The organism is Citrobacter sp. R-1.5.2, from assembly GCF_035064245.1.
Classification (GTDB): Bacteria; Pseudomonadota; Gammaproteobacteria; order Enterobacterales; family Enterobacteriaceae; genus Citrobacter.
Genome location: NZ_JASEYC010000002.1, coordinates 331,014 through 344,801, shown reverse-complemented (window position 1 = coordinate 344,801; position 13,788 = coordinate 331,014). Strand labels below are relative to the sequence as shown.

Sequence of the window (13,788 nt, the reverse complement as noted above, 5' to 3'; positions counted from 1 at the left end):
GGAGCCCCTAATCTTAAAGGTGCAAAGACGCAAGACGGAGGATTTCGTTTTGCGTTGTGGTTTTGGTTTCAACAATTCCCGCGACGAGGCCATTGCTCATCACCAGAATACGATCGGTTATACCTAGCAATTCTGGCATTTCAGAGGAAATAATAATGATCCCCTTTCCTTTTTTCGCCAGTTCAGCAATCAACTGATAAATCTCAAATTTTGCACCAACATCGATACCGCGTGTAGGTTCATCCAGCATCAGGATTTCAGGCTGCGTTAACAACCAACGGCCAATGACCACCTTTTGCTGATTACCACCAGAAAGCGAACCAATTTGCGTACGATGCCCTGGTGTTTTTACCCTCATCGAGTCAATTACCCACTGGGTATCGCTCTTCATGCGGGAGTTATCCAGCAGGCCGACTTTATTTTTATAGTTTTGGATATTGGAAATTAACGAGTTAAAACCAATGTCCAGATAGGCATAAATACCGGTAGAGCGACGCTCTTCGGTGACCAGCGCAAAACCATGGTTAATCGCTTCATTCGCGCTGTGGTTATTGATTTTTTTGCCGTGGAGCGTAATCGTGCCCGATGATTTCTCACGAATGCCAAACAACGTTTCAACGATATCGGTGCGTTTCGCGCCAACCAGACCGGCAATGCCGAGAATCTCCCCTTTATGGAGATCAAAAGAGATATCACGAATCGACGGCTGACGCAGAGAAGTCAGGTTACGCACTTCCAGAATCACTTCTCCCGGCTTATTCTCTTTATCCGGGAAACGTTGGTTCAATGAACGTCCGACCATCATGGCGATGATCTTATCCATGTCCAGCCCTTCCAGCGGCTGGGTCGCAATCCATTGACCGTCGCGCAGCACGGTAATTTCATCACACAGTTGAAAGATTTCTTCCATTTTGTGAGAAATATACACAATCCCGCACCCACGCTCTTTCAGCTTACGGATGATGGTAAACAGATGATTAACCTCTTTCTCGGTTAACGATGAGGTCGGTTCATCCATAATGACGATTTTGGCGTCATACGAAAATGCTTTGGCAATTTCAATCATCTGCATTTGCGAAACAGATAATGTTCCGACACGCGCACGCGGATCGATATCAATATCCAGTTCATCGAAAATCGCTTTGGTATCGCGGTACATTTTTTCCTGATCGACAAACATACCTTTGGTGGGATAGCGCCCCAGCCACATGTTGTCCATTACAGAACGTTGTAATACCAGGTTTAATTCCTGGTGTACCATTGAAATACCATTCTCAAGCGCTTCTTTAGCAGAATGAAAATCGATTTCTTTACCCTGAAATAAAATACTACCGGAATCTTTTTGATAGATCCCAAAAAGACATTTTAATAATGTTGACTTTCCTGCGCCATTCTCGCCCATCAGAGCATGAATAGAATGTGGGCGGACTTTTAAATTGACATTATCAAGAGCCTTAACGCCGGGAAAGGACTTGTTGATGCCGCTCATTTCCAACAAGTATTCGCCTGACGACTGAGTATTAGTGCTGACCATAATTATACCTTGTTGGCCTTGCAGAGTGCGTAATTAAGGGCGCAATGAAATTGCGCCCACAGACGGAGTATTTATTTGTTGGTGAACTCTGCCAGATTATCTTTATCGACACCTACATATGGAACGCGAACAATTTTGTTCTCAATTTTCCAGTTGGTGCCGTCTGCCGCGCCTTTGCCATCAGCCAGGTTTCTCGCCAGATCGAAGGTCGCTTTCGCCTGGTTGTTTGCATCGTTCAGCACGGTACCGGCCATGGCACCAGATTTCACCAGAGCCAGTGCTTCAGGCAGCGCATCGACGCCAAATACCGGGACGCTGGTTTTGTTGTGCGCTTTCAGCGCTTCAACTGCGCCCATCGCCATGGCGTCATTGTTGGCGATAACCACTTCAATTTTGTTTGCGTTAGGACCAGACATCCACGCATCCATTTTATCTTTCGCCTGGGCGGTATCCCACATTGCGGTATCTAACTGCAACTGCTCAGTTTTAATGCCTTTATCATTCAGCTCTTTAATCACGTAGGTCGTACGCGCTTCGGCATCCGGATGTCCCGGTTCGCCTTTCAGCAGTACAAACTGAATTTTGCCGTCTTTATTCAGATCCCAGTTCGGGTTAGCGGCCCAGTGCTTGGCAATCAAATCACCCTGAATAATCCCGGACTCTTTGGAGTCAGTACCGACGTAATAGGCTTTGTCATAGCTGTCCAGCGCTTTACGGGAAGGCTCTTTGTTGAAGAATACAATCGGTACGTTCTGACCACGTGCTTTTTCAATTACCGTTCCTGCTGCTGCCGGGTCAACCAGGTTGATGGCCAGTGCTTTAACGCCTTTTGCCAACAACACATCAATCTGATCGTTCTGTTTGGACTGATCGTTTTGCGAGTCATTCATCAGCAACTGTACATCCGGTGCCGCTTTGGCATCTTTTTCAATAGCCTTACGTACCACAGACATAAAGTTATCGTCATATTTATAGATAGTCACACCAATGCGGGTATCAGCAGCGTGCGCAGCCGCGCCGAATAACATGCTTGCCATTACAGCAGACAGGGTCAACACCTTCTTATTCATGGTATCTCCGGTTTTATTATGCAGGGTAGTGCTTGAGATAAATGCTCGGCAGGCAGAACGTTACTGAAGTGTTACTGAACGCCGAAGCTCACTTTTAAAAATATTTCTTCCGTGTCTGGCAACGCTCCAAAAACAGGCTTTAATTTTTGTTTAAGACGCCTATACCTCGATGAAAGTGATTATTCACCGTTACATAGTAGTTACAGCGCAGCAAACAGTGTCATCATAGCTATCGCATTGTTAAGATACTGTGAATTTACTCACATATTGAAAGCGGTTACATAGCCCGACATTATCAGTTAGTGATCGGTGCCGCATTCTGCCGCAAAGCCACAGAATGGCGCCGCACCAGTGTCGGCATAAAGCAATGAGTTGCATCAGGATCCAGCGTTCCCGCCGCGCCTTGTAGCGCAAGCTCGGTGGCCATTTTTGCCATAGAAGCAATGGGATAGCGCACTGTTGTCAGCTGCGGGTCGGTGTAACGTGCGATGGGAATATCGTCGAAACCAATGATAGACAGATGTAATGGAATGGCGATGCCGTTGTCTTTTAGCGCCGTTAGCGCGCCAGCGGCCATATTGTCGTTGTAAGCGAAGACAGCCGTCAGTTGCAGGTTGCGTCCCAGCAGTTCCACCATTGCGGACTCTCCGCCCTGCATATCCGGTGAACCAGTACCTATCCAGCTGTCGGCAGGAGTAACACCCTGTTCTTTCAGGGCACTTAGCCACCCTTCTTTACGCATTGCGTCGTCCTCAATGCGGTGACTTGATGCCAGGTAACCAATACGTTGATGCCCATTATTCAACAGCATGCGGGTTGCCATTTTGGCGCCGCTAATATTATCCAGACAGACGCAACGATGCGCATAGCCCGGCACAATGCGGTTGATCAGCACCATACCGGGGATCTGATCCATAAACTCCGCCAGCTCGCGATCGCTCAACGCTTTCGAGTGAACAATCAGTGCGTTACAACGCTGACGAATCAGTACCTCAATGGCGTGACGTTCTTTTTCAGCTTCGTGGTAGCTGTTGCCTATCAGGACGTACTTCTGATGCTGCTGGGCAACCAGGTCCACGGCTTTGACCAGCGCGCCAAAAAATGCGTCTGAAACATCCATCACCACGACACCAATCGTGTCGCTCACCTGCGTCGCCAGCGCTTGTGCATTGGCGTTTGGGCGATAGCCGAGCTGAGTCACTGCTTTCATTACCGCTTCACGCGTGTCAGGACTCACCAGCGCGCTGTTGTTGAGTACGCGGGAAACAGTCGCTACAGAAACGCCAGACTGCCGTGCCACATCACGTATGGTTACCATATTCACTGCCCTGTTTTAGATTGCGGCTGCCCGCAGACACCCCAGGCTGTGTATTTTGTCAGCACAACGAAACGGACTGCGTGAGTGATGTCACAGGAATGAAAGCGCTTACATCCATTTTGTTAATGAATGTGATCCAGATCGTTATCTGGATGTTCGCGGTAATGATGTCCCTGACGCACGCAGGGTTAATTGACGCCATAGCCATTCTACCGGGCCTTGCCGGTAAAAATGCAACCAAATGACGGAGAAAAGCAGGTTAACGGCCCAGACCGGAATGACAAATAACATCAGCGTCAGTCGGTCATATTTCATAAATAAGCCGAATTGATAAAACAGCGTGGTACAAATTAAGGTTTGTAACAGATAGTTAGTCAGTGCCATGCGTCCAACGCAGGCTATCGCAACAACCCATTTTAAACGGCTAAGCTGCGGCCAGAAACCAAACAGCAACGCGGCATAGCCAATTGTCTGAAACGGCGCGCCCAGCTCACGCGGAGCCTGCAACAGAAAAGCGCACCAGCGATATGCCCAATCCAGATGCCACTGCGCAACGATAGCAGGCAGGTTAATCGCAATGCCAATAATGACCAATAACGCGCCGGTACGTCGATAGTGCTGCAAACTGTACTGCCCTTTCAGCCAACCGCTGCGCATCAATGCCGCGCCCAGCAGCATCATCCCCGCCAACTGCCAGCCGTACTGTGCGCCCAGCGCCAGTAAGCTATTCGACAGCATATCCACACGATTACTGACCGCTTCCATCCCGCCGTTAATTTTCCAGTATTTCTCATACAGCAACGCAGAAGCATCCGGTGTCCAGGCCCGACTGGTCTCACTTCCGGAGATAAACCCCAGCAGCAACAGCACGCCAACGCCCACCAGATAGAGCAACACGCCGGTATTAAACAGACTTTTGACGGAAGGGGCATCGCGAACCAACCGCCAGCAAATCAGCCCGGTGAGACCATACGCCAGCAGGATATCGCCATCCCAGAACAGCAAACCGTGAATAAACCCCAGCAGGACCAGCAAAGTGAGTCGCGACTGGATCCAACGTTTGCCTCGCGGTAGCAGCATCTGCAAACCCGCGCCAAACAACAGCGCAAACAGCGTGAGGAATTTCACCTGCGCAAAGAGATCAAGCACAGCCCAGGTCCAGGCATCTGACGGGGTAATGCTGCCGTACCAGGCAGGATTCAGATAGGCCGCCTTTGGCAGACCAAAGGCGCTAATATTGAGAAGCAGGATGCCGAGGATGGCGACGCCACGAATAAAATCCAGCGTGACATTACGCTCCATGGCCCCTGCCCTGATCAGTTGTGGTGACGCACGGCGCGCAGGAATTCCTGACGCGTATTCTGGCTGGACTTAAACAATCCGCCAAGCGAGGTCGTGGTGGTGGCGCTGGTCGCATCACGGATACCACGCGCTTTCACGCAGTAATGCACAGCATCAATTGACACCGCCACATTATTCGTCCCGAGCAGCGTTTGCAGCGCGGTGAGTATTTGCTGAGTCAACCGTTCCTGGACCTGTGGGCGCTGGGCGAAGAACTGCACAATGCGGTTAATCTTCGACAGACCGATAACCGAATCTTTCGGAATATAGGCCACCGTCGCTTTGCCATCAATCGTGACGAAGTGATGTTCGCAGGTGCTGGTCAGCGTGATATCGCGAACCGTGACCATCTCATCCACTTTCATCTTATTTTCAATGACGGTGATTTTAGGGAAATTGGCGTAATCGAGGCCGGAGAAAATCTCATCGACATACATTTTTGCGATGCGATGTGGCGTTTCCATCAGACTGTCATCGCTCAAATCAAGATTGAGCAATTGCATAATCTCGGTCATATGACCGGAGATAAGACGTTTGCGCGTTTCATTATCCATCTCTTGCACGGGCGGGCGTAGCGGTGTTTCAAGACCACGCGCGACCAGCGCTTCATGAACCAGGGCCGCTTCTTTACTGAGTGATGACATTTCTTTTTCTCCTGCAGGTGGGGCGCCTCTGCCCTGCGTGGGGCAAAGTTTTTAGGCTGTGTCACAGCCAGAACATTGTGCGTGAGGCGGCGCACATAATCCAGTATTCGCCGCGATAATTATTGAAATTGGTGCTGCCTTTTAGCACACAGATTTCAAACGTCGTTCAACCGGGTGAATTCGAGTGTTAATGTAAAGTTATATAGATGATGAAGTATGTTTGCTCAATGCGGAAGTGAAAGTTACTCACAGTGCAATGAATAATCTGTATTATGGTGAGTTCGCAAACACATTCAGGTTCAACACAACAAGGAGCCACGCATGGAAATGCTTGAAGAGCACCGCTGTTTTGAAGGCTGGCAGCAACGCTGGCGTCACGACTCCATCACGTTAAATTGCACCATGACCTTCAGTATTTTTCTTCCACCTCCCCGGGATAACACCCCGCCTCCGGTGCTGTACTGGCTGTCAGGTTTGACCTGCAATGATGAAAACTTCACCACTAAAGCCGGAGCACAACGTATTGCGGCTGAACTGGGCATCGTTCTGGTGATGCCTGATACCAGCCCGCGTGGGGAACAGGTCGCCAATGATGAAGGCTACGATTTAGGCCAGGGTGCCGGATTTTATCTCAATGCCACGCAACAACCGTGGGCCTCACATTTCCGCATGTATGACTATATGCGTGATGAGCTGCCAGCACTCATTCAGTCACAGTTTAACGTCAGCGATCGCTGCGCCATCAGTGGGCACTCAATGGGGGGGCATGGTGCACTGATCATGGCACTGAAAAATCCTGGCAAATACACCAGCGTTTCTGCCTTCGCCCCCATCGTCAATCCATGTCGCGTACCGTGGGGTGAGAAAGCCTTTAGCGCCTATCTGGGTGAAGATAAATCACGGTGGGCGGAATGGGACAGCTCTGCACTGATGCTGGACAGCAAACCAGAAGATGCGATCCCAACGCTTATTGATCAGGGGGATAGCGATCAGTTTCTCGCCGATCAGCTGCAACCCGCAGTCCTGGCCGAAACCGCCCGTCAGACTGCATGGCCGATGACATTACGCATTCAGCCTGGCTATGATCATAGCTATTACTTCATTGCATCTTTTATTGAAGATCACCTGCGTTTCCACGCCCAATATTTGCTGAAGTAGACTTCGAGGGCGCAAGCCCTCTTGGTTTCTCCATTATTCCTTCACTTTTTATCCATTTTTATTTCGCCGCTATCTCATTGATTTTATAAATACTTCCCCAAATTTCATGTCAAACACAAATGATTTCTATTATCATTTGTGTTTACAAAAATTCATACTTTTGTACAATCCCCCCGCTTCTTTACTGAAAAGAGTCCTTAAAAGACAAATACATACAATTGTCATGGCCTTTCACATGACACGCAGTTAGATTCATTTAAATGGAATGATACAAATGACTATACCTCACGTTAAGGCTGTAGCCGCCGCAGTATGCGTCGCGAGTCTCCCATCACTCGTTTATGCCGCCGACCAGGATACCGTGGTCGTTACCGCCACCGGGTTTGAGCAAAAAATTCAGGATGCCCCCGCCTCCATTTCGGTTATTACTAAGCAGCAGATCGAAGATAAAGCGTATCGCGATGTGACCGATGCACTGAAAGACGTCCCTGGTGTTGTTGTGACCGGCGGCGGTAGCAGCAGTGATATCAGCATCCGCGGTATGGCCTCGCAATACACGCTCTTCCTGGTTAACGGCAAACGTATCAGCACACGCGGTACGCGCCCGAACAGCGACAACGCGGGTATTGAGCAAGGCTGGCTGCCGCCACTGGAATCCATCGAACGTATCGAAGTGATCCGCGGCCCGATGTCGTCTCTGTACGGCTCTGACGCCATGGGCGGCGTGATTAACGTGATCACCAAAAAAGTCTCGAATACCAAAGCCTGGACCGGCTCCCTACATGGTGATGCTACCCTCCAGGAAGATCGGGACTCCGGTGACCTTTACCAGACAAATGCCTACGCGTCCGGACCACTGATCGACGGGCTACTCGGCGCAAAAGTGACCGGGCTGTTCTCCCATCGCGGAGAAGATAAGATAGTCAATGGTTACAATGAACAGCGCTTGCGCAACGGCGGACTCACCCTCAACTTCACCCCGGATGATAAAAATGACATCGACTTCGATGTCGCGCATGAACTCCAGGATCGCAACAGCACGCCGGGCGAATCGATGGCGGCAGAAAACTGCCGTAACGGTGTTTGTAAGCCAAACAGCAAAAGCTACAACCGTTATGAACACACAACGTATTCATTAACCCACAGCGGTTATTACGACGATTTCAACAGCACCAGCTATGTTCAGCAGGAAGAGACCAAAAACCCTGGTCGTCAGATGAAATCCTACAATACGATCTTCAATAACCAGAACCAGGTCTTCCTCGGGGCGCACACCCTGACAGTTGGCGGGCAATACCGTTATGAAAAACTCCGCGATAACGGCAACCAACTGCAAGCAGCTGACGGTCTGAACAAATTGACCCGCTGGAGCTGGGCGCTGTTTGCCGAAGATGAATGGGCGGTTACCGATACTTTCACGCTGACCGGTGGTCTGCGTATGGATAAAGATGAAAACTACGGTGACAACTGGACGCCGCGCGGCTATGGCGTATGGCACCTGAGCGATCAGTGGACCTTAAAAGGCGGTGTTTCTGCGGGCTATCGTGCACCGGACCTGCGCCAGTCATCCGCAAGCTGGGGGCAAGTGACCGGTGGCGGTCGTCTGAACGGTATCATCGTCGGCAACCCGGATCTGAAACCAGAAAAAAGCCTGAGCGAAGAGATCGGTTTACTGTGGGATAACGGCAATGACCTCAATGCGGGCGTCACGCTGTTCAATACCGACTTCAAAAACAAAATCACCGAAGTGCGTCGCTGTAACAGCAGCGCCGATCCGGCTTGTACTATTGGCAGCACCCATTACGACTTTGTCAGCGATCGGGTTAACGTTGATAAAGCCAATATGCGCGGCGTCGAATCCACCTTCGGTTGGAAGATGACCTCCGACATCAACTGGACAGCGAACTATACCTACACTGAATCTGAACAGAAAAGCGGCCAGTTCTCGGGTCAGCCGTTAAACAAAATGCCAAAGCATATGTTTAACACCACACTGGACTGGCAGGCAACGCAGGACATCGGTTTCTGGAGCCGTTTGAATCTGCGTGGCAAAACATCAGAATACCTGAGCCGTACCTCCATGGCGCAAGGCACCCCTTCCTATACCCAGGTCGATGTCGGTATGCGTTACTACGCGACCAAAGATGTACTGCTTACTGCGGGCGTGTATAACGTGCTGGATAAACAGATTGATTACGATACCTATGACACCGTGCTTGATGGTCGTCGCTACACTGTTGGCCTGACTTACAACTTCTAAAGTTTGGACAATAAAAACCCCGGCAAGGTGAATGTCTAATGCCTGTTAGTTAAGCATGTATGGAGAACATTTTATTCCGCTACGGGGTTCCGTTCACTTCAACGGTATCACTTCTTTGAATCACAGATACCCGTGAACGTGCAAGGGAGGCTCACCGCCGCCTCCCTTGCAACCCAGGCTCCCGGCACGGAAAATCGTCGCTGCGCGAGCTATTCGTCTTATGCCGTCTGCCTGTCGGGTCGGGGTCGAGCCTGCGTCCCTGCAGGCCGTCCCCTCTGCCCGCATCCCTGCGGGCAGCCCCGGTCAGCCGTCAACGCCTCATCGATTTTCAGCCGGACCAGGGTGTCGCTTCAACTCTCTGACTTTCAGTTAAATCTGTTTTGCTGTTCAAACATGTTCAAATAAAAATACAGGTGGTCAGGCGTGCCGGGAGCCGGGATTGTTAAGGGTGCGCGATAGCCCCCTTAACACGTTCACCGGCGTTCAAGGTGCAGAAAAGCGATGAACATGAGGTGAACGGAACCCTTTCTCAGAGAGAGCATGTTCATTACCCCGCCAACACATGTTGATGCTTTCTGAAACTAAAATGTTAACTGAACAGGGTGAGTGCCGGAGGAGGGTTATTGTCTGCCGGATGGCAACACGGAGGCCTTACCCGACCTACACTATTTTACGTAGGCCGGATAAGCGCGGTACCATCAGGTACAAGATTACTTCTTCACACGTTTCGGAAAGTGCATTTCGCTGTAACGCACGAAACGGGTTCCTTTGGTCAGCTTATAGCCAAACCAGATGATCAGGAACAGCGGGATACCAATGTAGGTTGCCATTACGCCACCCCAGTCAATGGTATCTTTCAGGAACGCTTCGTAGTTTTGACCCAGGGTGATTATCAGGCACAGAACAAAGGCAAAAATCGGCCCCAGAGGGAAGAAGCCAGAACGATACGGCAGATCCTTAATATCATGGCCCTGCAACACATAGCCACGACGGAAACGATAGTGGCTAATTGCAATTCCCAGCCAGGCGATAAAGCCCGTCATCCCGGAGGTGTTCAACAGCCACAGGTACACAGTCTGGTTACCAAACATGGATGTCAGGAAGCACAGACCTGCCACGACAGTCGTTGCATACAGCGCGTTACGCGGTACACCGCCACGAGACAGTTTAGAGAAAATACGCGGCGCTTTACCGTCACATGCCAGGGTGTAGAGCATACGTGTTGATGCATACATGCCGGAGTTACCCGCCGACAGCACCGCCGTCAGGATAACGGCGTTCATCACCGCCGCCGCAGACAGCAGACCCGCGTGCTGGAATACCAGCGTGAACGGGCTGACGCTGATATCTTTTACATCATTGCGCAGCAGGCTCGGATCGGTATACGGGATAATCAGGCTAATAATCAAAATCGCGAACACATAAAACAGCAGGATTCGCCAGAATACCTGGCGCACCGCGCGCGGAATGTTCTTCTCTGGATCTTCAGATTCGCCCGCGGCGATACCAATCAACTCGGTCCCCTGGAAGGAGAAGCCGACGATCATCGCCACACCAATCATGGCGGCAAAACCGCCAGCAAAGGGTGCATCACCTGTCGTCCAGTTACTCCAACCCACCGGTTGAGCACCTTTGAAGATACCGATAATCATCATCACGCCAACCACGATGAAGATAATCACGGTGGTAACTTTGATCAGTGAGAACCAATACTCTGCTTCGCCAAATCCACGTACCGAAATGTAGTTCAGCAGGAAGATAACGCCAAGGAACAGCGCACTCCAGATCCAGCCTGGCGTATCCGGGAACCACCAGCTCATGACCAATTGTGCGGCCACCAGGTCCACGGCGATAGTTACCGCCCAGTTGTACCAGTAGTTCCAGCCGAGCGCGAAGCCAAAGCCTTCTTCTACATAGTTCTGACCGTAGGTAGAGAACGAACCGGAAACCGGCATATAGGCTGCCAGCTCACCGAGACTGGTCATCAGGAAGTACACCATCAGGCCAATCAGAATATAGGAAAACAGCGCGCCGCCAGGACCCGCCGCAGAAATAGTTGCACCAGATGCAACGAAAAGACCCGTACCGATGGAACCGCCAATGGCGATCATCGTCAGGTGACGCGCCTTCAGTTCACGGCGTAGCGTGGGCGCTTCTGTGGTTTTAGTTTCGGAAACCATGTGAAAATGCTATCCATCCAAAAAATGAGGCGCGATTGTAGCAGACGAAATGGCATTCTTCCGGCACAAATGCGCAGTTATAAGAGACCTTCATGACTGGCCGCGGATTATAAGTAAAGCAGAAACTGGGCAACGTATGACGATCGCCCTCAGTTGAAGATGAGGTGTTCATTGCAGGTGCGACGCATCAGCGTCTTATTCAACCTGCTCTACCTGGTCGCTATAACGTAAAAAACGCAGCAGCGAGTTTGAAAGATGTTTTTGGCGATGATGGACGCGCCAAAGCGTGCGGACCAGACGCGGCAACGGCACAGGAACTTCGCTTAACGTTCCTGCCTGCAGTTGTTCTGCAATAACCCGACGTGACAAGCAGCTGATCCCCAGTCCATGGCGAACAGCATGTTTAATGGCCTCAGAGTTACCCAACTCCATTGCCATCTGAAATCTCGGTAGATGAGACAGCAACAGATAATCCACCAGCTCGCGAGTACCGGACCCACGTTCGCGCAGGATCCAGGGCGAAGCCGCAAGTTGCTCCAGCGTCACGGGACCCGTGGTTAGCGGCGATGACGGCGCAGCAAATACCACCAGCTCATCTTCCAGCCACGGTTCAGAGATGATCTCCGTACTGTGACATGGCCCTTCGATAAGCCCGATGTCGACCCGAAAATCCAGCACAGCATTGATAACATCCTGGCTGTTGCCCACGCTGAGTTCCAACGGCAAGTCGGGGAAATCACGCCGGTAACCTGCAATCATGGCAGGTAAAATATAGTTGCCGATGGTGCTACTGGCATAGACGCGAATCGCGCCATTATCTTCACGAAAAAGCTGTTCGATTTCTGTCGTTTGCTCGAGCAAGGCCAACGCACGCGGATAGAGTAAGCGCCCGTGCTCATTGACGACCAGCCGCTTGCCCACGCGGTCAAACAGTTGTACGCCAAGTTGCCCTTCTAAATCGGTAAGCGCAGCACTCACCGCCGACTGCGACAATGACAACATGACAGATGCCTGAGTCGTCGAGCCGCTTTTCAGTACCTCAGCAAACACTTCAAGTTGTCGCAGGGTGATATGCATAGTCGTTTTCCACCGGGTAGCCCGTGCTTACCACTTATAAAGATTAATTATAAATATATAATCAATTTTATTTTTAAGCCACTTCACCTTACAATTTTTGCCAAGAAATCATTCAAATTGTTCAGGAGGGGTTATGACTGAACTCGCCCTACAGAATCATCGTCGTACAGTGTGGCATTTTATTCCGGGGCTTGCCCTGAGTGCAGTTATCACCGGGGCCGCCTTATGGGGAGGTTCCATTCCCGCCGTCGCAGGTGCCGGGTTCAGCGCCCTCACCTTAGCCATCTTATTCGGGATGGTTATCGGCAACACCGTGTATCCACAAATCTGGAAAAGCTGTGACGGTGGCGTGCTGTTTGCCAAGCAACATTTACTGCGTCTGGGGATCATCCTGTATGGTTTCCGCCTCACCTTCGCCCAAATAGCCGACGTTGGTGTCAGCGGTATCGTCATTGATGTCCTGACGCTCAGCAGCACCTTTATGCTGGCCTGTTTCCTCGGACAGAAAGTATTTGGTCTGGACAAACACACCAGTTGGTTGATTGGTGCGGGGAGCAGCATTTGTGGTGCCGCCGCGGTATTAGCCACTGAGCCGGTGGTGAAAGCAGAAGCCAGTAAGGTAACGGTCGCCGTTGCTACCGTGGTTATCTTCGGGACCATTGCTATCTTCCTGTACCCGGCAATGTATCCGCTACTGGCGCACTGGTTTAGCCCGGAAACCTACGGGATTTATATTGGCTCCACGATGCATGAAGTTGCACAGGTTGTTGCCGCCGGGCATGCAATCACCCCGGAAGCTGAAAACGCAGCCGTCATTGCTAAAATGCTGCGCGTCATGATGCTGGCTCCGTTCCTCATCATCCTGGCAGCACGTGTTAAACAACTGTCTCCGGCGACCGGCGGAGAGAAAAGTAAAATCACTATTCCGTGGTTTGCCATCCTGTTTATTGTGGTCGCGATTTTTAACTCGTTCCACCTGCTGCCACAGTCAGTGGTGAACATGCTGGTTACGCTGGACACCGTGTTGCTGGCTATGGCGATGGCAGCACTGGGGTTAACCACTCACGTGAGTGCACTGAAAAAAGCCGGTGCAAAACCTCTGCTGATGGCACTGGTGCTGTTTGTCTGGCTGATTGTGGGCGGTGGCGCGATTAACGTTGCCATCCACGCGCTGATGGCATAATCGATCACGACTCACCTCCATTA

At 50.9% G+C, this 13,788-nt stretch carries 10 protein-coding genes; 3 read left to right on the top strand and 7 right to left on the bottom strand.

Annotation, left to right across the window (positions count from 1 at the left end):
* Positions 1-13: 13 nt before the first annotated feature.
* From mglA to folE, 5 genes are all read right to left on the bottom strand, one after another.
* Positions 14-1,534 carry a galactose/methyl galactoside ABC transporter ATP-binding protein MglA gene (gene mglA, locus QMN38_RS05575; RefSeq protein WP_048211171.1) on the bottom strand — a complete coding sequence of 507 codons (1,521 nt, stop codon included), beginning with the start codon at positions 1,532-1,534 and terminating at the stop codon, positions 14-16.
* A gap of 71 nt (positions 1,535-1,605) precedes the next feature.
* Complete coding sequence (gene mglB / locus QMN38_RS05570; protein WP_043016958.1) at positions 1,606-2,604, bottom strand: galactose/glucose ABC transporter substrate-binding protein MglB; 999 nt, start codon at positions 2,602-2,604, stop codon at positions 1,606-1,608.
* 295 nt (positions 2,605-2,899) lie between these two features.
* Positions 2,900-3,922: an HTH-type transcriptional regulator GalS gene (galS, locus tag QMN38_RS05565; protein WP_271440065.1), complete on the bottom strand. Its 1,023-nt coding sequence runs from the start codon at positions 3,920-3,922 to the stop codon at positions 2,900-2,902.
* A 144-nt stretch (positions 3,923-4,066) separates the two neighbouring features.
* Positions 4,067-5,224 (bottom strand): DUF418 domain-containing protein YeiB, encoded by a 1,158-nt coding sequence (gene yeiB, locus QMN38_RS05560; protein WP_323604673.1) that lies wholly within the window; start codon positions 5,222-5,224, stop codon positions 4,067-4,069.
* A 14-nt stretch (positions 5,225-5,238) separates the two neighbouring features.
* A complete protein-coding gene (gene folE / locus QMN38_RS05555) occupies positions 5,239-5,907 on the bottom strand; it encodes a GTP cyclohydrolase I FolE (RefSeq protein WP_003027410.1) in 669 nt (222 codons plus the stop codon).
* 321 nt (positions 5,908-6,228) lie between these two features.
* Here folE and fghA point away from each other — a divergent pair, with 321 nt between their 5' ends.
* Both fghA and QMN38_RS05545 read left to right on the top strand, forming a co-directional pair.
* On the top strand, positions 6,229-7,065 hold the full coding sequence (gene fghA / locus QMN38_RS05550; protein ID WP_323604672.1) for an S-formylglutathione hydrolase: 837 nt from the start codon (positions 6,229-6,231) through the stop codon (positions 7,063-7,065).
* Positions 7,066-7,339: 274 nt separating this feature from the next.
* Complete coding sequence (locus QMN38_RS05545; protein ID WP_323604671.1) at positions 7,340-9,325, top strand: ligand-gated channel protein; 1,986 nt, start codon at positions 7,340-7,342, stop codon at positions 9,323-9,325.
* Between the two features lie 710 nt (positions 9,326-10,035).
* On the opposite strand, the gene lysP is transcribed toward QMN38_RS05545, so the two are convergent.
* Both lysP and yieE read right to left on the bottom strand, forming a co-directional pair.
* The gene (lysP, locus tag QMN38_RS05540) at positions 10,036-11,505 is read right to left on the bottom strand and encodes a lysine-specific permease (RefSeq protein WP_137383673.1); all 1,470 of its coding nucleotides are present in this window, start codon (positions 11,503-11,505) and stop codon (positions 10,036-10,038) included.
* A gap of 195 nt (positions 11,506-11,700) precedes the next feature.
* Complete coding sequence (gene yieE / locus QMN38_RS05535) at positions 11,701-12,582, bottom strand: DNA-binding transcriptional regulator YeiE (RefSeq protein ID WP_048211165.1); 882 nt, start codon at positions 12,580-12,582, stop codon at positions 11,701-11,703.
* A gap of 133 nt (positions 12,583-12,715) precedes the next feature.
* Between yieE and QMN38_RS05530 the strand changes: the two genes are divergently transcribed.
* Positions 12,716-13,765 carry a YeiH family protein gene (locus tag QMN38_RS05530; protein WP_137383674.1) on the top strand — a complete coding sequence of 350 codons (1,050 nt, stop codon included), beginning with the start codon at positions 12,716-12,718 and terminating at the stop codon, positions 13,763-13,765.
* The last annotated feature ends 23 nt before the right edge of the window (positions 13,766-13,788 follow it).

Coding starts and splice junctions, on each gene's coding strand:
- mglA (WP_048211171.1), bottom strand. CDS start 1,534: ATGGTCAGCACTAATACTCAGTCGTCAGGCGAATACTTGTTGGAAATG.
- mglB (WP_043016958.1), bottom strand. CDS start 2,604: ATGAATAAGAAGGTGTTGACCCTGTCTGCTGTAATGGCAAGCATGTTA.
- galS (WP_271440065.1), bottom strand. CDS start 3,922: ATGGTAACCATACGTGATGTGGCACGGCAGTCTGGCGTTTCTGTAGCG.
- yeiB (WP_323604673.1), bottom strand. CDS start 5,224: ATGGAGCGTAATGTCACGCTGGATTTTATTCGTGGCGTCGCCATCCTC.
- folE (WP_003027410.1), bottom strand. CDS start 5,907: ATGTCATCACTCAGTAAAGAAGCGGCCCTGGTTCATGAAGCGCTGGTC.
- fghA (WP_323604672.1), top strand. CDS start 6,229: ATGGAAATGCTTGAAGAGCACCGCTGTTTTGAAGGCTGGCAGCAACGC.
- QMN38_RS05545 (WP_323604671.1), top strand. CDS start 7,340: ATGACTATACCTCACGTTAAGGCTGTAGCCGCCGCAGTATGCGTCGCG.
- lysP (WP_137383673.1), bottom strand. CDS start 11,505: ATGGTTTCCGAAACTAAAACCACAGAAGCGCCCACGCTACGCCGTGAA.
- yieE (WP_048211165.1), bottom strand. CDS start 12,582: ATGCATATCACCCTGCGACAACTTGAAGTGTTTGCTGAGGTACTGAAA.
- QMN38_RS05530 (WP_137383674.1), top strand. CDS start 12,716: ATGACTGAACTCGCCCTACAGAATCATCGTCGTACAGTGTGGCATTTT.